Annotated in this window: 16 protein-coding genes and 1 pseudogene; 5 read left to right on the top strand and 12 right to left on the bottom strand. The window is 34.0% G+C overall.

The window, feature by feature from the left end:
- Positions 1 to 151 precede the first annotated feature (151 nt).
- Positions 152 to 1078: an AEC family transporter gene (locus tag BLP68_RS09320; protein ID WP_091542816.1), complete on the top strand. Its 927-nt coding sequence runs from the start codon at positions 152 to 154 to the stop codon at positions 1076 to 1078.
- 80 nt (positions 1079 to 1158) lie between these two features.
- Here BLP68_RS09320 and BLP68_RS09325 read toward each other — a convergent pair whose 3' ends face one another.
- The 11 genes and pseudogenes from BLP68_RS09325 to BLP68_RS09370 all read right to left on the bottom strand — a co-directional run bounded on the left by BLP68_RS09325 (position 1159) and on the right by BLP68_RS09370 (position 10774).
- On the bottom strand, positions 1159 to 1938 hold the full coding sequence (locus tag BLP68_RS09325) for an ABC transporter permease (RefSeq protein WP_091542818.1): 780 nt from the start codon (positions 1936 to 1938) through the stop codon (positions 1159 to 1161).
- Complete coding sequence (locus BLP68_RS09330; protein ID WP_176758952.1) at positions 1938 to 2723, bottom strand: ABC transporter permease; 786 nt, start codon at positions 2721 to 2723, stop codon at positions 1938 to 1940. The genes BLP68_RS09325 and BLP68_RS09330 overlap by 1 nt, the downstream gene beginning before the upstream one ends.
- Positions 2716 to 3690, bottom strand: a complete 975-nt coding sequence (locus tag BLP68_RS09335) for an ABC transporter ATP-binding protein (protein WP_091542824.1) — start codon at positions 3688 to 3690, stop codon at positions 2716 to 2718. The genes BLP68_RS09330 and BLP68_RS09335 overlap by 8 nt, the downstream gene beginning before the upstream one ends.
- A gap of 214 nt (positions 3691 to 3904) precedes the next feature.
- The gene (locus BLP68_RS09340) at positions 3905 to 4876 is read right to left on the bottom strand and encodes an ArsR/SmtB family transcription factor (protein ID WP_091542826.1); all 972 of its coding nucleotides are present in this window, start codon (positions 4874 to 4876) and stop codon (positions 3905 to 3907) included.
- A 161-nt stretch (positions 4877 to 5037) separates the two neighbouring features.
- Entirely contained in the window at positions 5038 to 5865 is an 828-nt protein-coding gene (locus tag BLP68_RS09345) for an endonuclease VIII (protein ID WP_091542828.1), read from the bottom strand.
- Positions 5866 to 5989: 124 nt separating this feature from the next.
- Positions 5990 to 6646 (bottom strand): pentapeptide repeat-containing protein, encoded by a 657-nt coding sequence (locus tag BLP68_RS09350; RefSeq protein ID WP_091542830.1) that lies wholly within the window; start codon positions 6644 to 6646, stop codon positions 5990 to 5992.
- A gap of 279 nt (positions 6647 to 6925) precedes the next feature.
- Complete coding sequence (locus BLP68_RS09355) at positions 6926 to 8251, bottom strand: MFS transporter (protein ID WP_176758953.1); 1326 nt, start codon at positions 8249 to 8251, stop codon at positions 6926 to 6928.
- A 42-nt stretch (positions 8252 to 8293) separates the two neighbouring features.
- Positions 8294 to 8869: a TetR/AcrR family transcriptional regulator gene (locus tag BLP68_RS09360; RefSeq protein ID WP_091542833.1), complete on the bottom strand. Its 576-nt coding sequence runs from the start codon at positions 8867 to 8869 to the stop codon at positions 8294 to 8296.
- Between the two features lie 111 nt (positions 8870 to 8980).
- Positions 8981 to 9136: a hypothetical protein gene (locus tag BLP68_RS21735; RefSeq protein WP_176758954.1), complete on the bottom strand. Its 156-nt coding sequence runs from the start codon at positions 9134 to 9136 to the stop codon at positions 8981 to 8983.
- A gap of 201 nt (positions 9137 to 9337) precedes the next feature.
- A pseudogene (locus BLP68_RS22445) lies at positions 9338 to 9542 on the bottom strand (DUF2200 family protein).
- 17 nt (positions 9543 to 9559) lie between these two features.
- Complete coding sequence (locus BLP68_RS09370; protein WP_091542834.1) at positions 9560 to 10774, bottom strand: M28 family peptidase; 1215 nt, start codon at positions 10772 to 10774, stop codon at positions 9560 to 9562.
- A 519-nt stretch (positions 10775 to 11293) separates the two neighbouring features.
- Here BLP68_RS09370 and BLP68_RS09375 point away from each other — a divergent pair.
- Positions 11294 to 12895 carry a methyl-accepting chemotaxis protein gene (locus tag BLP68_RS09375; protein WP_091542836.1) on the top strand — a complete coding sequence of 534 codons (1602 nt, stop codon included), beginning with the start codon at positions 11294 to 11296 and terminating at the stop codon, positions 12893 to 12895.
- A 201-nt stretch (positions 12896 to 13096) separates the two neighbouring features.
- Here BLP68_RS09375 and BLP68_RS09380 read toward each other — a convergent pair whose 3' ends face one another.
- Positions 13097 to 14293 (bottom strand): M20 metallopeptidase family protein, encoded by a 1197-nt coding sequence (locus tag BLP68_RS09380; RefSeq protein WP_242876946.1) that lies wholly within the window; start codon positions 14291 to 14293, stop codon positions 13097 to 13099.
- Positions 14294 to 14412: 119 nt separating this feature from the next.
- On the opposite strand from BLP68_RS09380, the gene BLP68_RS09385 reads away from it, so the two are divergent.
- From BLP68_RS09385 to BLP68_RS09395, 3 genes are all read left to right on the top strand, one after another.
- Positions 14413 to 16482 (top strand): sigma 54-interacting transcriptional regulator, encoded by a 2070-nt coding sequence (locus tag BLP68_RS09385; protein WP_242876947.1) that lies wholly within the window; start codon positions 14413 to 14415, stop codon positions 16480 to 16482.
- A 192-nt stretch (positions 16483 to 16674) separates the two neighbouring features.
- Entirely contained in the window at positions 16675 to 17850 is a 1176-nt protein-coding gene (locus BLP68_RS09390) for a MalY/PatB family protein (RefSeq protein WP_091542840.1), read from the top strand.
- Positions 17851 to 17912: 62 nt separating this feature from the next.
- On the top strand, positions 17913 to 19481 hold the full coding sequence (locus BLP68_RS09395; protein ID WP_330389124.1) for an AbgT family transporter: 1569 nt from the start codon (positions 17913 to 17915) through the stop codon (positions 19479 to 19481).
- The last annotated feature ends 88 nt before the right edge of the window (positions 19482 to 19569 follow it).

A 19569-nucleotide genomic window follows, 5' to 3' on the forward strand; every position in this document is an offset into this window, starting at 1 on the left:
ACTTACTTTAGAGCTTCAGCCGATACTATAGTAATATATTACCATTAATGAATATCACATAACAAGCATATTTAATCTGTGTAGATATGTAACATAAAAACTAAATTTTGAATAAGATAATTAATACCTTTAAACAAAAGGGGGTATTATCTTGAGCTTATCGGTTACTTTTGAAAGTGTTATATCATTATTTATTATAATATTAGTAGGGGTTTATGGGAGTAAGAGAAAGATCATCACAGCAGAAATGAATAAGCTATTAGTCAACATTCTTATACAGATAGCTCTCCCTTTTATGATTCTTTCTTCCTTCATATATACTTATGATGAAACTATTAAATCTAATGTAATCAAAACATTTTATTATTCTATTGCAGCCTATATAATAATGATTGCTGTATCTTATTTGATTTTACTACCCATTAAGAAGGATAAAAAAACAATATTACACTTTTCAAATGTATTTGTTAACACAGGATATATTGGCTTTCCCATATTAAACTCTGTGTATGGGCCAGAGGGCATTATATATGGTTCAATTTTTAACTTATTTTTTGTAATATTATTATGGACCTATGGACTAATTTTATTTAAGGGTAATTTTCAGACTGGTGAATTAAAGATGGAGCTAAAAAAAATTCTTCTAAATCCATCTATAATAGCAGTTTGTTTAGGTATTATAATCATGATATTTAAAATCACATTACCTAGACCCATATTATCCAGTGTTCAATCCATTGGTAATATCACAGGTCCTTTATCCATGATTATTATTGGTGTTATACTCTCAAATGTTAGTATGAAAAAGTACCTAAAGGACTGGACCCTCTATTATGGCATAACTGTTAAGCTAATTGTTATTCCAGTTATTATGTACTTAATATCGTTATGGGTAGGAGATTCATCAAAAGCTATTAATACGGTAATTATTATGTCTGCCATGCCAGCCTCCGCCATGACTTCTATATTGGCTGAGCATTTTGATAAAGAAAAAGAATATGCAGCTGTTGTTGTATCGGTAACCACTTTACTTTCTTTAATTACTGTTACTTATCTTTTAAAAATAATACTAAATTAAAGCTGCTGGTAGCTTTAAGAAGGGTCCCTTCTTTTACATCCATAAAATATAGTTTTATGCCCTTTCCTAATATGTAAATATTAGTATGCTTCTAGGGTTGCTGAAACCCTAGCTTTATATTCGAAATATCCATAAAGGGTGAATCCAATCAATATATAAATAGACCCTATTGCTAAATCTACTCCTAATAGCTGAAGTGCAGTAGATAAATTGCCTTTTTCCATAATAATTCTTGAAGCATCAATGCTTCGGGTCAGCGGAATTATATTTGATAAAAAGTACATTGCCGACGGAAGTCTTTCTCTGCTAAAGCTGGCTCCTGTTAGTATATACAGCATCATATTAGCCACATTTAAAAAAAGGTGAATTTCCCTCATAACAAGAGCAATACTACCTAAAACTAATCCTATACCCATTCCCCCAACCATAGCTGTTAATATTGACAGGGTAAATAGTAGTATATTTATACCTGTAAAATCTAATCCAAAAAATATTACTCCTATTACTAACCCTATTACCACAGTTAAGGATGCATCTAAAACATTAAAGAATACCCTAGCAATATAAACATAGAGCTTATTGGCTGGGGATGCAATAATTAACTGCAAGGTCCCTTGATCCCGATCATTTCTAAGCATTGTTCCTACTGCAAATACAGCATTTTTTGTGCATAATAAAAAGGCATTTCCTAGAATCCAGGGTGTAATATCCTGAGATTTGTATACAAACTGTATTAAAAGAGTATAAAAAATCATTTGTAATGCTGGGTCTACAATTTTATAAATAACATATAGCTTGGGATCTAACCAGCCCAGCAAAGCTTTAAAGGATATAAGAGATATTCTGAAAAATTTCTTCATTATATCACCTCCAAAGTTGCTTCTTTTCTAGCCTTAATATCAATTATATTATAGAATTTTAAATAACCAAATATATAAATAACAGTAACAATAATCAAACCCCCAAAATGTTTATTATAGTTGCTGTAAAGGTCTATGCCTGCTATACTCATTCTAGCCAGCTTTAAAACATAGGTTGGACTCAGCACATAGGCTAAGGGCCTTATCCATATAGGTAATACTTCGATTGGAAAAAAAGCACCACATAGTATAAAGACGGGATAATCAATGCAGTTCATCAGGACTCTAGTGTTTCTAGATATAGCCAGTAAACCCGATAGTAGCATTGCAATAAATATAAATGAAACTATACCCACCAACATACTTATAGAGAATAATATTGGATGCTCTATAGTAAACTTTGTTTTAAATAATAGTGTCACAACCAAAAAACTAACTACCATAGAACATACTCCTAGTATTGTATTGCCAATAACTTTACCAAGCATGATAATTCTAAATTTTGTTGGAGCACAAAAAATTACCTCCAATGCTCCCATAAATCTTTCCCTGTCTATATCACCGGCAGAGGAAAAGCTGATTGAACTCCACATGCTTGTAATGGCTGTCCCTAGAAAGACATAGGAGATTATGTTTTCATCTGTTTCACCCATATAGATGAAATAGAAGGTTATTGCAGCCAGTATAGGATAAGCTATAATACAGAATTTGAACATTGATCTAGAAAAGGATTGCTTCATTTGCAGTATACAGCTTGCAATAATTACTTTAATATTATTACGCACAATGGTCCCCTCCAATAATCTTGAAATAGACATCCTCTAAAGTTGCTTCTCTCATTACTATGGATTTAACCATATTGTCACTTAACTGTTGATTAACTAAGCCCATTATCTCCCTTGGATTTCTACAATCTATAACTAGTTTATGACCTAAATCATAGGAATTAGCAACTACTCTGGTGACATTCATAATACTTTTTAATTTTGAGAGTGTGTCCTCCTTCAAAGTATGAAGATCCACCTCAATTACTGATGAATCAATGTTTTCTTTTAGCTTTTCACTGGTATTTAGGGCAAATAACTTTCCTTTATCTATAATGGCAATACGGTCACAAAGCTCATCTGCCTCCTGCATATAATGGGTGGTAAGTAAAATGGTTTTCCCCTGACTAGATAATTGTTTTATTATCTTTCTTAGTGTTCTTGCTCCTATAGGGTCCAATCCAATAGTAGGCTCGTCAAGAAATAAAATTTCAGGATCATTTACAAGTCCTCTGGCAATCTGTAGTCTCTGCTTCATACCCTTCGAAAAGGTTTCCACCTTATAATGCGCTCGGTCCTTAAGCTCCACCATCTCTAATAAATTTATGATTCTATCTTTTTTTATTTTTTCTGGAACTTGGTATAAGTCACAAAAGTAGGACAAATTGTCATAGGCAGAAAGCCTCCAGTATAGACTTCTCTCACCACCGAAAATAAAATTTATTTTCTTTCTCAGCTCTTTTTCCTCTCCAAAACACTTATGTCCCAAAACCAATGCTTCACCCGATGTGGGAGCCAAAAGAGTTGTCAGTATTTTAATGGTGCTGGTTTTGCCTGCACCATTAGGCCCAAGAAGACCAAAGATTTCACCCTTCTCCACTTCAAAGCTAATATCATTTATTGCATTTACTATTTTTTTCTCCTTCTTTATAATTCCTATTGTTGTTTCATAATCTCGGCGTAGATTCTTTACTATTATGGCACTCAAATAAATACCTCCTCTTATAATTCTATACATATCAAATTTCATAATCATCGTATCATCTTGCTTTCTATAAATCAAGAACAAAATAAATTTTTGAATAAAAAAAACTAGATAAGAAATCTAGTTTTTTTATTTATGATACTATATAGAGTATTAAATTATAAGTTTATAGTACATTAAACATTCCTATATGATAGCTTTCACTCATTGATATAGCTTAGTCTTGCACAATAAAATCCTTTAAGACATCACATAAATGATTATACTCCTTTATATTTAAACTGAAGTATTTTATATTTTTATCTCGTTCTTCATGTATTAGCCCTATAGACCTTAATTGTTCCAGGTGGTGGGACACAGTAGAGGTTCCAATTCCTATCTCTTTAGCTATCTCTTTACCAAACATAGCCTTAACAGAAAGTTTTTGAATAATCTCAAGTCTTGTATTATCCCCTATAATTTTTAATGCATTGGCTAAACTGTTTTTATTATAATAGTTGATCTCGTCTATTGGATATACAACCATCTGGGTCTCTTTATTAAAGGTTCGCATGGGTTTATTTATATAAAAGTAGGAAGGCACAAAATAGTAGGTGGTAAAATCAAATACTCGTTTAAACTTTTTGCCCATAATGTCTTGTGCTACATTTAAAGGCACTTTAGTTTTTAGATCATTATGAACCTTAGCTATACGCTCCTCATATATATCAGTATTTGCTATAGTTTTTATTGCCTCCTTGTTTAATACATTCAGTATATCTATTAGCTGTCGTATAAACTCATCAGTATTTTCAAAGGCAAGTCTTAAATGTTCCCAATCATGGTCAGATAGAAACTTATTCTCCTTTACTATTTCATGTATTATATCAAAGTCGTCTATTATTAGCTTAATTCTTTCCTTAGTAAATACTTCACCACATAGAAGATATAGAAAATCAACCTTTGTATAGCTTTGAAATACTTCTTCTATATATGAAATATCATCCATACCTTCATCATACAAAAAGAATTCAAATAGCTCGCATCCACCGACTCTTAGCCCCTTAAGCATATCTAAAAAGCTATTTTGTCTTTTGCTAAATTCAAAATCCCTATAGTTTCTTGAATTTATTATTCTATTTAATAACGCAATCAATTCAACGTAATATATTGGTTTATTTATAACTCTTAACTCAAAATCACTAGCCATACCATCACCTTTTCTATTATATTACTTGAATTATACCATCTAATTTCATAGTTGTCGAATCTACTTTACCTATTTTATCCTTTGGAGTGCGGGAAATATTCATAACATCATCTCCTGCATTGGAAGAATCATCGAATTATTCCTTCACAAGATAATCATCATTATAAAGGCTGACAACCTTCGCAATAATAGATACTGCCTCCTAAATAGCTTTCCTTTTTCATGGATTTGCCGCATACAGCACATGGCTTATCTAGGGTGTGCTTGCTGAGTTTTGTTTTATATCCACCAGGGCAGCCGAATAAATCCTTCTCAGTATTCCGGCCTCCTAGATTAGTCATTTCCAACAGAATACCCTTTATTGAATTGAATAAATCATCTCTATCTATACAGGACAAATCATTTATTTTTCTCTTTGGGTGAATTTTAGCATTATACAAAATGTCCTGCAAAGTACCGTTTCCTAACCCCGGTATCCTTTGTTCTGTAGCAAGGAAGGCCTTCACACTTTGTTTTTGCACTTTAGGTTCTGATATCATCTTATTAAAATATTGCCTGTCAAACTGCATGGACAGGGGTGACGGTCGTTCCTTTGCAATCTTATAATAAACATTATCGGATTCACCGTCCACAAAACCCCATATCCCTCCGTACATCTGGATAGAAGCACTTAGTGCCGTACAATCCTGGAATTCAATTAAAAGCTGATGTTTCACGGGACGGACAGCACCTTCATGATGAAACCTGAGTCCTACACCATCACCTATAAGTAATACTGCTTTCTCAACCCTAATTTCAACCAATCCTCCATAACTTTTTGCTCCGTCAACTATTTTTCCTGCAAACAGGGAATGGTAATCGTGAGGGTTCCCATGGTAAAATGCAAATTTATGGGGGTGTTTATCAGCAATTGTGCTTGAAATCTTCTTCCCAACAATAATATCATTAATTTGATTAGCAATAGTTACTGCTTCGGGTAACTCAAGCATTATAACAACCTCCATTTTTTTATTTAATAGCCATTATCACTTTTTATAGATAGCTATTTATTCAACTCCATGGATTATTGCATCCACTAATTCACCGACTCTACATAGCTATAATTTCATAAACTTATCCTTTTATTATTAGTCCAAATAGCTTTGAAAACTCCACTGCTTGCATCGGTGAAATAATTGCACCCCTAAGATCTTCGGGTCTTACACCTACTCCTTCAAAATTCGAATCACTCAAGTCTATTCCTAACAGGCTAGTTCCCGACATTTGACTTAATCTAAAATTGCATTTTTTAAGCTCAACCTTATCAATTTTACTGTGCTGGAGATTACTGTTTTCAAGTATACAATCTGATAGAATTACATTTTTCATATGTATATAATTCATTAGAAGAAATTTACCATTGCAATTACTCATATATACATTCTGAAGTGTAGCATCATTGAGATTTACGCCCATTAGCTTACAGTCTATAAACTCAGTTCTGTGTATTATTGCCCCAATCAAACTTGCATTTGATAAATCACAGTTTTCAAAAATTACATCAGTAAGCTCTAATGAGTCCAATATAATACCTTTAAAATCGACTTTTTGAAAGATCACCCCTTCAAAGGTTACCTTACTAGCTTTTCTTATTTGTATCGTATAGTTTGATATGCAGGCATTCTTTATAACACTCTCATCTTCAAAATCAATACCATTCATGCACTTTTTTGCAATTTCCTTTGTTAATTTTGGCTTAATAACCTTTGGTAGAACTTGTTTGTTACTCATAGAGAGGACTCCTTAACTTATTTTATAATCTTAAAAGTATACCGTCTACTTTTATTATATTATTTTCTACTCCGCCATTTCCAAGGCTATATTCATCATATTGGTAAATGCATTTTGTCGTTCTTCAGAAGTTGTTACTTCTTTAGTTGCTAAATTGTCTGACACAGTAAATTTTCCCTCCAGTATAAATTTATGTTCTGACCCTGTTACTAAAACTATGTCCTCAAGTCACTTTTAATGGTTATTCCAGTGTAACTCTTGCTACTCTTTTACTTTTATCTAAATTAATTCGGTATCTTCATTCAATAATATTCCTACTGTTATCATCATAAAAATACCCGCAGTTCCTATTAATAAAGCTTGCATGGAAATAAAATCTGCCAACAATCCCCCAACAACCATACCTATGGGCATACCAGCCATCATCAAAGTTCCGAGAACAGCATCTACTCTTCCCATTAATTCATTAGGCACTTTTCTTTGAAATAAAACATTAATGGGTATATTAATCATTGCCATTAAAACTCCAATAATTAGAAATCCAATTATAAATCCATTGATCAGTACTTGATTTGTATAATATGCTGATTGAGTTAAATGGAATAAAATAGCCAATCCTATTAAAGGAATCAGTACCAAGGTCACTACTACCTTTAAAAATTTGCCCACTTTTTCCCTTTGAGGTAATGCCCCTATAAATATTGCCCCTAATATCATTCCCACTCCTAAAGCTGATTGTACATAGGATAACTGAATGGGCTCTGTTTTTATAATTTGATTGAAGATATATGGAACAAATATAGTTAACATAGGGGCTAATGCAACATTTATAAAGAAACCGGCCCAGATTAAAACGTATATCCACCGCTCTTTTTTTATATACAAGTAGCCTTCTTTCATTTGCTCTATTAGCTCAGTCCACCCTTTAGTCTGATTATTTTCATTAGCTTCAGTATCTGTCTTTATTTTATCACCCTGTGGTAAGGTAATAAACATTTCAGATACACCTGATAAGATATAAGAAGCAGCTTTCAATATAAAAATTCCTTCTACTCCTATAACTGCATATAATATTCCACCTAAAATTAACCCTACAAAGTTAGCACCAGAATTTACTATGGAGTTTAAGGAATTTGCCTTAGTTAATTGTTCCTCCCTCACTATTAATGGAGTCACTGCCATTGAAGCTGGATTAAATAAGGCACTACAAACATTAATTATAATGGTTACACTAAATAATGCTACAAGAAGAATGGTAGTAGCTACCTGTAAATAAAAGAAAACTCCTGCTATCGCTACTGCAATCCCTCTTATCAAATCCATGCCATATATAACTCTTCTACGATCCCAACGATCTGCCAATACCCCACCAATAGGTCCCATTATAATTAGTGTGACCATTCCAATAGCCAAGTATAATGACATCAAAACACCTGTTCCTGTGAGATTTAGTATAAACCAAGTAATTGCTAAGGTATATATAGCATCTCCTAATTGAGATACTAGCTTTCCTATAAACAATAACATAAAATTTCTATTCTTAAACAGATTTTGTGGATTTTCCAATTCTATCATTTTCATAGTTGTTTCCATAATTGCCTCCATATTCTTTACTTCCATTTTAAGTTATCTACAGGCTGGAAGAGTCTAACCCTTTAGACCCTTCGTAATAAATTCTACTAAGTAGTTCATGGTTTGGGGAAAGTACTTGCTACCGATTTCCTCCTTATGTAAATCCACAAAGGATAATGAATCAAACAATGCCAATATTTCTTCAGAAGCTATGTCCCTACGTATTTTCCCTTCCTTCTGCCAGTTTTCAATAAGATCGAAAAAAAACTGATAAAAGATGTCTTCCTCTTCATTTGTTATAACTTCCTTATAAAGCTTTTCTATAATTTTATGGTAAGTTTCTCTATTGTACCATTCAACTAAAATGGGATTGCTTTTCATTTCTTCAAAGATCCTTAAGACTACCTCTTTGATTATTGGTGCTGGATCACCATTTAAGTCCACCAAATCAAGAATTCTTCTTTTCATCTCCATATTTTCATCTATGAAAATCTTCATAAATAACTCTTCTTTTGATGTATAGTAATTGTAAAAGGTTCCAACCCCAATTCCAACTTTTTTTGTTATTGCAGAGATATTCGTATCCTTAAAGCCCTGTTGACTAAATAGATCCTTTGCTACATTATAAATACATTCTTTTATATTATTCATAGTAAACCTCCGAGAATGGATGATTTTTTGTTTATTAATAAATCATGTTCAATTTGACGCATGTTAATCATAATATACGGGGTATTTATTTTACACACTCCTTTTCTAAACCTATACTTCTTCAATTATTGACGTTCCTCCAGAATGATCATTACATGTCCTCTGCCGATTCTCATAAATTCTTAATTCCCATTTGGTAATACTACTGGCTATGAAAAAATCTGTATTCTGTTTGCTTTTGAATTTTTTCCCATCATAATTGATCATGTTCTTCTCCATTCGTCTTCTAACAATTTGTTTTTAACCATGCAGAGAATAATCAAGATATATCTAATTTCCCTTTAGGGATATAATGCGTGAATGAATTATTTTTTATTCACTCATATAATATCATTGAACAATAATATTAGTCAATAAAAAAATACTGATTCTTTTTATTTTATATATGGAATCAGCGTTTCTTCGTTTTTACTTATTATTTCGTAAAATCTTATCCATTGCTTTTTCCTTTGCTAACTCATCTATCAGCTTATCCAAATAGCGAATCTCCTTCATACTGTTCTTCGATGTCTTCCACTCTAACACCGCAGACCACACCTTTAATCAAAGCCCTTGAAGAGTTTAGTAGGGGAGCTTCTTCAAGGAAGGTCTCAAAGTCTGTCTGCCATTCTATTCCTTGAGATCACACTATTAAGTGACATTACTGATAATTTCTTTTAATGCAGTAACCAAGTTCTCCAACAATACTATATCCACATTGTCTATTGTATCCTTTGGCGTATGGGAAATATTCATGACAACATCTCTGCAATTTGATGATGTAACCGCTATGCAGGGGACACCCTTCTGAAGAAACATTGTATGATCACCTTCATACCATTCTTCTCCTTTGATTAGGGTTTTATAATTACCAATAACACTCATCACTTCCTTTGTCTCGTGATCTGACAGATTATAAAACGAAAGTGCTGATTTTGAATCCTTATGTCCGACGCCATCAATGTTGATAACTAATCTCACGTCTTCAAAATTTCCATTGTTTTGATTGATATATAACATTTGTCCCGGTACTGCATAATAATCTTCACCATTAAAGGGAATCACTTCGATATCATAAAGCCCTTTGTATTCTCTTAGTTCTTCTGCTAAAGCCATTAATATTGCCACGCCAGTTCCATTATCCAATGCACCTGGTGTGTTTTTCTTCGTATCTATGTGGGCACATAATATAATTCTCCCTTTTCCTTCACCTTTTTTTCTTGCAATTGGATTATATGATTTGGCTGAAATTCTTTCCGCTTCGATTGACAGCTGAACTTTCTGTCCAATGAATTTTATTAACCTTTCACCATCTACATTTTTCATATAAACCGATGGTATATCAAAATCTCCATCTTCAAATACTGGAAAAGGATAGAGTCCCCCTGATACACCTTCTCCATGACCAGTAATACAAACAATTGCCTTAGGCTTTTTCTCTTCTAATAAGGATATCATCTGCTTGTGCTCCTCTGGATTATAAAACACAAAGTTTTTTGGCATAATTTGTTCTTTCGTCAACTCATTAGTAATCGCCAGTATTTTACCCCAAGCATCTATTTTCTTTAATTCATCAAATGTAGATACATGCACCAATTCTGCTCTTGCATCACAGGGTAGGGAATAGGGACTTGCAAAGGCCTGATACTCCTGGTGTCCAGCCTTTAATAGTACTTCACTACATTCCCACTCAATACAATCGAAATCATCCTTTTGCATATCATAGCCCAATGATGCCATGAAATTATAAAAGAAATCTACTGCTTCTCTATTACCATCACTTCCCACATTACGCTGACCTATTTCCAGTGTTAGCTTTTCAAGATGCCTCCTAATAAAACCTTTACCTTTCACTGATAATCCCATTATCTACACCTCCAAGTTTTGATAAAACCATTTCCTTTCTGAATTATATCATCGCGGTAAAGGGTGGTGTATAAGTGTAGGGTTAAATAAATTATATTCTATGGGTAAAGACCGTTGATCATCCTTTCCAGAAAAATCACTTCTATATTGGCATAATAATTGCAGCAATTTTAATAATGAGAACTATAAGGATGATGTTTTTCCATAAGGGTACATATCCTTAAGCCTCCCGCTACTGGAAATCTTGAAACTAATAGTTTAACTAAACACTTTGAAATTAGAGGGAAGTAAATTGGTATGCTGGTGATATGGACTAAATCATCAAGGAGGTGGATCTAAATCTATAAAATAAAATGAAAAACTATTCAAGTTAAAAGGCTTTATGATAATTATTTCATACTTGTTAGTCATGTCTTGGAATACATTAGTGAGATTCATGGCTAGGATATTCTAAGATTAGGAAACAAGCTGTTCTGTTCTATTGGATGTAAAGAAATTGTGAAGAAAGAGGGGAAACACATGGATAAATCATGGTATAGCTACATAGGAGTGAGTGTACTTCTTGGTGCATTGACTATAGCTGTAAGGGAAAATGTTATAATTTTATCAATCGTTGTATGGGTTTTTGTTTTGCTTAACTTATCTATTATTTTAATTATTTCTAAATCGGCCACTTTACTAAGTAACACCTTAAATAAAATTGTCAATGGTCAACTTAATATAAACATCAAGAAATCTAGAATAAATATAATTAATAAAATTGGTGAGAAAATTAACCTATATCTTATGAAAATTCGCAACCTAGTTTGTCAATATCAAAACCTTTCAGAAAAGATTATAAAAGAATTTAGTCTTATTAAGATTCAATCAGAAAATCTCAAAGATGCTTCCGGTGAAATCGCTAGTACAATTCAAGGTATAGCTGAAGCAGTAAACAATCAATCAGAATCTACTGCTAGAGTCAGAAGGAATATCGAGGAATTTTCTATAGGAATAGGGAAAATACATGAAAATGCTAAGATATCTTTTTCTGTTGCCAAAGATTCAAAAACTATAGTTGAAGAAACTTTTGAAACATTTCGCCAAACCTTTAGTAAAATAGAAGAAATAAAGGATTACAACGATAATGTATTAATAGATATGACACGTTTGAATAAATCGATAAAACAAATAAGTATCATAACGGAAGCGGTGGAAAACATAGCTTCTCAGACTCATCTCTTGGCCCTGAACGCCTCCATAGAAGCTGCAAGAGCAGGAGAAGCCGGAAGAGGGTTTGCCGTTGTAGCTGGAGAAGTAAGTAAGCTGGCAGACGATTCTTCAAATTCTGCACAAAAGATAAAGGAACTGGTAGAAGAGATAACTAAAGAGATTAGTGAGTTAACGGTTAATATTGGAGGTCAAACCCAAACCATTGGAAATAATATAACATATGCAAAGAACGCTTTAGAAAAGTCAATGGACATAAAAGCAGCTGTAGATGGAAATATAAGAGCAGTGGAGTCCATAGTGAAATTAACTAAGGGCCAGATAGAAAAAATTGAAGATATAACTCATGCAATAGAGATAATAGATGAGAATACACAGCAAAATGCAGCTGTATCAGAGGAAATAAGTGCCTCTACAGAGGAACAGCTATCTATAATCGAAACTATGTACAACTCTATTATATATCTGGATAATGCCGTGGAATATAGTAATAACATAATAGAAAAGTTTGTAGAAGGGTTTAAGATAACAGATAAAATCAAAGAAAAGGTAGAAAAAGCACAAAAACTTGTGAAGGAAATAGCTTCCTCTAAAGAAATACTAGAGCTGAAAGAAGAAAAATTACACGAACACCTTGTAAATAAGCAACGTTCTTTAGAGTTTATCGAGCTTGTTTCTTTTATCACTAAGGAAGGATATCAGAAAATTACAACTGAAGATGTTCCAGAGGAGCATAGGGATGTAAGTGCGCGGCCGTATTTTCTGAAGGCAATTTCTGGAGAAACTTTTATTAGCAAAGAATACATTTCAACATTCACTAATAATTACAATATAACTATTGCGGTACCAATATTCAAAGGTCAAGTAACAATAGGTGTTATTTTAGCAGATGTTAATCTTAATGAAAGCTAGTATAATAATAAGTAATAGCAATGAAAATATTGAAGGGGGGCCATCATAACATTAGCATTTTGTTAACGAAATTTCTCAGAATAAAGGGCGGTGGCCTGTAGTCAAATAGATTCGAGAGAAGTACATATCCTATGTAATAGTAAAAAATAGCGAAAAAACTTTTTGACGGATCAGGCCTTATAGCAGCTGGTTTACAAAAACCTATTGGCGTTGATTTTTCAGCCAATGATAAGCGATAAAAGCAAGGGTTGCTGCACCAAGTGGAAGAACGTCTTCGTTAAATATAACTTTAGGATTATGGGAACCGCCTTGGTGATATTGTGGATCTACTCCACCAGCACCAATACCTAAAAAAACAGAAGGAATTGCCTCAGCAATCAAAGCGAAGTCTTCGGAACCCATTTGTTTAGGAAAAGGAATGATTTGTATGCCAAGTTCATCTATATATTTTTTAAGATTTAATGTCAATGGGATATTATTGACTGTAGGTGGAATCTCTCCAATATATTCTACACTACAATCAGCCCGGAAGACCTTAGCAGTGGAGGTAGCAATCTCCTCCAACCGTTTTTTTGCAATAACACGAACTTCATTGGAAAATGTACGGATGCTTCCTGTCATAACTGCCGTTTGAGGAATTATATTAGGTGCATCTCCAGCATGAAAAGAGCCAATAGTGATTACTACTGGTTCCTGAGGGTCAATTTCTCGAGTAAGAATTTCCTGGAGTGCATTATAAATCTGTACAGCTGCATAGATAGGATCGATATTTTTTTGGGGGATTGCACCATGACCACCCCTCCCTGTAACTGTTATTCGAAATACATCAGAGGAGGCTAGAATTGAACCAGTTCCCCAATACATCATCCCAACCTGCATATTGCCCGGAAAAACATGTAAAGCCACAGCCGCATCAACCTTTGGATTTTCCAGTATACCGGCTTTGAGCATTGCAGCAGCACCAGCCATATTTTCTTCATTCGGTTGGAACATAAGTTTTACAGTGCCATCTAAATCCTGTTCATATTGCTTAAGAATTTTTGCAGCTCCTAATAATATAGCAGTATGTATATCATGTCCACAGGTATGGGCATAACCATTGATAGATGAAAACTCCAATCCGCTATCTTCCTCCATTGAAAGAGCATCCATATCAGCACGTAGGAGAAAAACTTTCCCTCCTTTTTCCCCTCCTATAGTGGCTGTAATTCCACTTTTGCATATTTCTTGGGGCACAATGCCCATCTCCATCAGCTTTTTCATTACAAAAGCTGTGGTTTGAGGAAGGTCGTCCCCAACTTCAGGAACTTGATGCAAAATTCTTCGATTGCTAATTAATTCTTCTTTTATCTTGTAGGCATCATCTAAAAAATAAGGCATTGTTACACAACCTTTCATATAATTAATATCCTTATATTTGATTATTAGCAAGAATAGTGCCAAATTCTATATTGTTGAAAGTTAATTATGATAGACATAAATAATAGAATCCCTAGTATGTTGAAAGGATGGTTTTTGTGCAAAAAAAGATCGCATTAATCACTTTGGATTCGCAAGCTGTATTTTTTTATGCTTTACAAATTAAAGATTTGTTTGGAGACATTATTGAAATTGACACCTATAATATTCAAGATCGGTCAGCATTTTCCGTTCGTAAAGCAGATCTTTATGTGATTTCTACTGATGCTTTTGAAAGTAGTGATGATATAAACAAATATCTTCCATTAGATAGTAACATGGTTGAAATTCGGGTAACATTTACAAAACAAAGTCTAAGGGAGCTTTTGTCTCTGCAGAAGGGGACACGGGCAATGTTTGTAAATTTAAGCAGCAAAATGGCAATAGAGGGTATAACTCGGCTTAACCAGCTTGGTGTAAATAATATTGAGTTTGTTCCTGTATATCCTGACACGAAAGAAATTCCAAGATTGGATTTTGCAATTACCCCAGGTGAAAAAAGATATGTGCCGCCCTTTGTTACTCACATTATGGATATAGGACCTAGAGTATTAGATGCAGCAACAATTGTTGAGATTGCCCTAAAACTAGATTTAGAATATCTTTTGGAGCAAAGTAAATTTAAAGAATACTTCAGCTCAATAGCAGATAATAGCTATAATTTTAATTTGCTATTTGGTCGATCTATTCGGTTGGAGAGTCAATTGGAAATTTTGATGAGCATTTTAGATGAGGGCATTATAGGTGTAAATGAGGAAAATAACGTGTTTGTTTGCAGTCCTAAAGTCGAGCAAATTATAGGGATAAAGAGAACCCTTGTTATGAATAGACCCGCAAAGCAAGCTTTACCTTTTATACCCTTTGATGAATGCTGTAAAAATTTATACGAGGTTAAATCTAGATTAATTAAGATTGGAGATACGGATATTAGCCTTTCAGTCACCCCTGTTATACGTGGTGGTAAGTATATTGGAGGATTTGCTGTAGTAAAACGTTTTAGCGACGAAGAATATAATCAGCATAAACTAAGAATGCAGTTAATGCATAAAGGGCATAAAGCAAAATATACCTTCGATTCCATTATAGGTAATGGTCCTTCAATAAAGAAAGCCTGTGATATTGCAAAAAAGATGGCTGTCACAAATGGATCAATCTTGATTACAGGTGAAAGCGGTTCTGGGAAAGAGCTTTTTGCTCATGCCATTCATAATCATTCGTCAAGACGTGATTGTCCATTTGTAGCTATTAATTGTGCTGCAATTCCAGATAACCTATTGGAAAGTGAGTTGTTTGGTTATGAAGAAGGTGCCTTCACAGGAGCAAAGAGAGGAGGCAAATTAGGTCTTTTTGAATTTGCACATAAAGGTACCTTGTTTTTGGACGAGATTGAAGGAATGAGTTCAAATTTGCAGATAAAGCTTCTACGGGTGATTCAAGAGAAAGAGGTTTTGCGGGTAGGGGGAAACAAAATTATCAGCGTAGATGTACGGGTTATTGCGGCCACCAATGAGGATATCGCTGACATGGTTGAAGCTGGAAGCTTTCGTAAGGATTTATATTATAGACTTAATACACTGCCAATTGTATTACCTCCTTTAAGGGAGCGAGAAGATGATATAATGTTACTTTTTGAGCGCATGAAAATAGAATTTGGAGGGAAATTCATGTTATCTCCAGAAGCAGAATATGCATTTCTGCAGCATAACTGGAGTGGAAATGTAAGAGAGCTACGAAATTATGTAGAGTATCTTACTTATATGAATATTCCCGTAGTTAATTATGAGGATTTGCCTCCTGCATTAAAAACCAAACCTTCGGTTGCAGGGCAGTATAAAATAGGAATGAAGGAAAAAGCAGAGATTGATATGTTTTTAAAGGGAATAGGCAGCCGTACAGAAGAGTATATTTTTATTTTGACACAGCTTTGGGAGGCTACCAAAAACCGAAGAGCCATCGGCCGCAAAGCCATTGCTAAAGAAGCAGAAAGGCAAGGATTTTTCATTACTGAACAGGAGATACGAGCACTACTTTTGCAGATGGATCAATTTCAATTTGTCAAAGTCTCAAAAGGACGAGGTGGCAGCAAAATTACAGAGAAGGGTCTTCAATTACTAAAAAAGTTAAATTAAAAGGTTAATATGGTTAATGTTTAACAACTTTAACCAATTAATGATAAAGATAGCTTTACCATGGTTTTAATATTTTGAGTTATTTTTTGTAGTATAAGTCCATTAAAAATAATATTTAGATTGCAATATATTTGGTATAGTTTTTGCTTATTTAATTATATCGAAATGCTATATGAAAGGATGATTCTAATTATGAAATACAATTTTGATGCACCTATTGACCGCAGCAACAATTTTTCTGCCAAGTATGATGAACGAAAAAAGAAGTTCGGTAGGGAAGATATCATTCCTCTTTGGATTGCCGATATGGATTTTATGACTGCTCAACCTATCATCGATGCTATTCTGCAAAGAGGTAAGCAAGGTATTTTTGGATACGTTTCTCGTCCTGACTCATATTTTGAAGCAGTATGCAATTGGCAAAAACGTCGCAATAATTGGGAAATTCATGAGAACTTAGTTGGATTCAATGTAGGGGTTGTGCCTGCTTTATGTACAGCCATTAAAGAATTTAGTGAAGAAAATGATAAAATATTATTTTTGACTCCCGTTTATTCTGAATTTTTTGATTCAGTAGAAAAATGGAATCGTAAGGTTCTTACCAGCTCTTTAAATGAAGAAAACCATTACTACACTGTGGACTTTCAAGATTTTGAAGCAAAGTTGAAGCAGGGTCCAAAAATATTTATCCTCTGCAACCCACATAACCCTGTCGGCAGAGTTTGGACAAAAGAAGAGCTTGTTAAAATGGGTGAATTATGCTTAAAGTATAATGTTATGGTCATTTCAGATGAAATTCATTCTGATTTGATGTTATGGGGGAATAAACATATACCTTTTGCTTCAATTTCTGAAGATTTTTCAAATAATACAATAACCTGTACTTCTGCTACTAAAACCTTCAATCTTGCAGGTTTACAAGCATCAACTACCATCTTTCCTAATGAAGAAATAAAAAAAAGATTCGAAGATTTCTGGCAACGTATGGATATTACCAGAAATAATTGCTTTAGCTTAGTGGCGATGGAGGCAGCTTATAATTATGGTGAAGAGTGGTTAGAACAACTGCTACCCTATATAGAAGGTAATATGCTCTATGTAAAAGATTTCTGTGATAAAAACATTCCCCAAATAAAAACGTTTCTGCCTGAAAGTACTTATTTGATGTGGTTAGATTGCACCAAACTAAACCTAGAAGGTGACGCACTTGTAAATTTTATGATAAATGAAGCAGGTCTTGGATTGGGGGATGGAAGAGCTTTTGGAGCAAATAAAGGATATATGAGGTTGAATGTTGCGTGTCCTAGAGTAACTCTTGAGAAGGCAATGGAGAATTTGAAACAGGCCGTAGATAGATTCATAGGATGATCATCTGATTCCCATAGCTGTTTTACTAATACAGCTGTAAATATACAAAAGGAGGCAAACAAATGGAAAGAATGGAATCGAAGCAGAAAAAGGAAAAAAAGGGATTTATCGTTCGGGCATTGGATAGTGTTGAACGAGTAGGAAATGTACTGCCTGATCCAGCAACTTTATTTGTAATTCTTGCTCTAATTACTGTTATCATATCCTTTATATGTGCTAAAGCTGGCATTTCAGTTACGTATGAAGGTTATAACAGTGCAACAGGAGCGATTGAAGAAATCACTGTAAAGGCTGTTAATCTGCTTGATCAAAATAGTATTCGTCATCTGGTTACAACTGTAGTAAGCAATTTCACAGGCTTCTTTGCATTAGGAACTGTATTTACAATTATCTTAGGTGTTGGTGTAGCTGAAGGCACAGGTTTTATGGCAACCCTACTGAAAAAAGTTGTAGCAGTAACTCCAAGAAGAGCTGTGACAGCTGTGGTTGTTTTTCTAGGAATTATGTCAAATATCGCTTCTTCAACAGGATATGTTGTATTGGTTCCCTTAGGAGCAATTCTCTTTATGGCTTTTAAAAGGCACCCAATTGCAGGACTTGCAGCAGCTTTTGCTGGAGTTTCTGGGGGCTGGAGTGCAAACCTGTTGATAGGAACAAATGATCCTATGTTTGCAGGTATGTCTACACAAGCGGCTCAAATGATCGATCCCAGTTATACAGTAATGCCTGTTGCAAATTGGTATTTCATGTTTGTTTCTACCTTTTTCGTCACTTTAGTAGGTACATTAGTTACCGAAAAATTAGTTGAGCCTAGATTAGGCACCTATGATTTTTCCAGCACCGAATCAATACAAGATATTTCCTTTGATGAAAAAAGAGGTATGCGTTTTGCCGGAATTTCTGCACTTCTCTATTTTGTTGCTATGCTTATTTTGGTTTTACCCCAAAATGCACTTTTAAGAAACCCTGAAACTTCTGGCATCCTAAGGTCTCCATTCATGAGTGGAATTATTTTCTTTATGATGCTACTATTTTTAATCCCTGGTATTTTTTATGGCATCGGCGCTAGAGTGATTAAGAGCGATAAGGATGTTGTTGCCTTAATGAATAAAGCAATTTCTGGACTTTCCAGCTTTATGGTTTTAATATTCTTTGCTGCACAGTTTACTGCGTTTTTTAATTATTCTAATCTGGGTACTATCATTTCTGTAGGAGGTGCTAACTTCTTAGAGTCTGTTGGATTTGTAGGTTTACCCTTAATTATCTGTTTTATTATCCTCACAGCCTTTATCAATGTATTTATTGCAGTTGATTCAGCAAAGTGGGCAATCATGGCTCCTATTTTTGTACCAATGTTTATGAGGTTGGGGCTTTCGCCAGAATTAACTCAAGTTGCCTATAGAATAGGAGATTCCAGCACAAATATTATCGCACCTTTAATGCCTTTCTTTGTATTAACAGTAGCCTTTTTTCAAAAATATGATAAAAAAGCAGGGATTGGAAGTGTAGTTTCTACAATGCTTCCATACTCTATCTTCTTCCTCATTGGATGGATAATACTGTTTGTGCTATGGTATATATTAGGTTTACCCCTTGGCCCAGGTGCTCCCCTATTATATACAACTCCATAGGTTAACTATTATTCTTTAAATATTATCTTTTTATTAAAGAGAAAGCGTACTTACATAAGTACGCTTTCTCCACAAGGAGGAGAGCATA

The organism is Alkaliphilus peptidifermentans DSM 18978 (genome assembly GCF_900101495.1).
Taxonomy (GTDB): domain Bacteria; phylum Bacillota; class Clostridia; order Peptostreptococcales; family Natronincolaceae; genus Alkaliphilus_C; species Alkaliphilus_C peptidifermentans.

What these genes read in the sequence shown, in the direction of transcription:
- BLP68_RS09390 (WP_091542840.1), top strand. Translation starts at nt 16,675, where the DNA reads ATGAAATACAATTTTGATGCACCTATTGACCGCAGCAACAATTTTTCT.
- BLP68_RS09325 (WP_091542818.1), bottom strand. Translation starts at nt 1,938, where the DNA reads ATGAAGAAATTTTTCAGAATATCTCTTATATCCTTTAAAGCTTTGCTG.
- BLP68_RS09380 (WP_242876946.1), bottom strand. Translation starts at nt 14,293, where the DNA reads ATGAAAGGTTGTGTAACAATGCCTTATTTTTTAGATGATGCCTACAAG.
- BLP68_RS09350 (WP_091542830.1), bottom strand. Translation starts at nt 6,646, where the DNA reads ATGAGTAACAAACAAGTTCTACCAAAGGTTATTAAGCCAAAATTAACA.
- BLP68_RS09395 (WP_330389124.1), top strand. Translation starts at nt 17,913, where the DNA reads ATGGAAAGAATGGAATCGAAGCAGAAAAAGGAAAAAAAGGGATTTATC.
- BLP68_RS09375 (WP_091542836.1), top strand. Translation starts at nt 11,294, where the DNA reads ATGGATAAATCATGGTATAGCTACATAGGAGTGAGTGTACTTCTTGGT.
- BLP68_RS09370 (WP_091542834.1), bottom strand. Translation starts at nt 10,774, where the DNA reads ATGGGATTATCAGTGAAAGGTAAAGGTTTTATTAGGAGGCATCTTGAA.
- BLP68_RS09355 (WP_176758953.1), bottom strand. Translation starts at nt 8,251, where the DNA reads ATGGAGGCAATTATGGAAACAACTATGAAAATGATAGAATTGGAAAAT.
- BLP68_RS09360 (WP_091542833.1), bottom strand. Translation starts at nt 8,869, where the DNA reads ATGAATAATATAAAAGAATGTATTTATAATGTAGCAAAGGATCTATTT.
- BLP68_RS21735 (WP_176758954.1), bottom strand. Translation starts at nt 9,136, where the DNA reads ATGATCAATTATGATGGGAAAAAATTCAAAAGCAAACAGAATACAGAT.
- BLP68_RS09340 (WP_091542826.1), bottom strand. Translation starts at nt 4,876, where the DNA reads ATGGCTAGTGATTTTGAGTTAAGAGTTATAAATAAACCAATATATTAC.
- BLP68_RS09345 (WP_091542828.1), bottom strand. Translation starts at nt 5,865, where the DNA reads ATGCTTGAGTTACCCGAAGCAGTAACTATTGCTAATCAAATTAATGAT.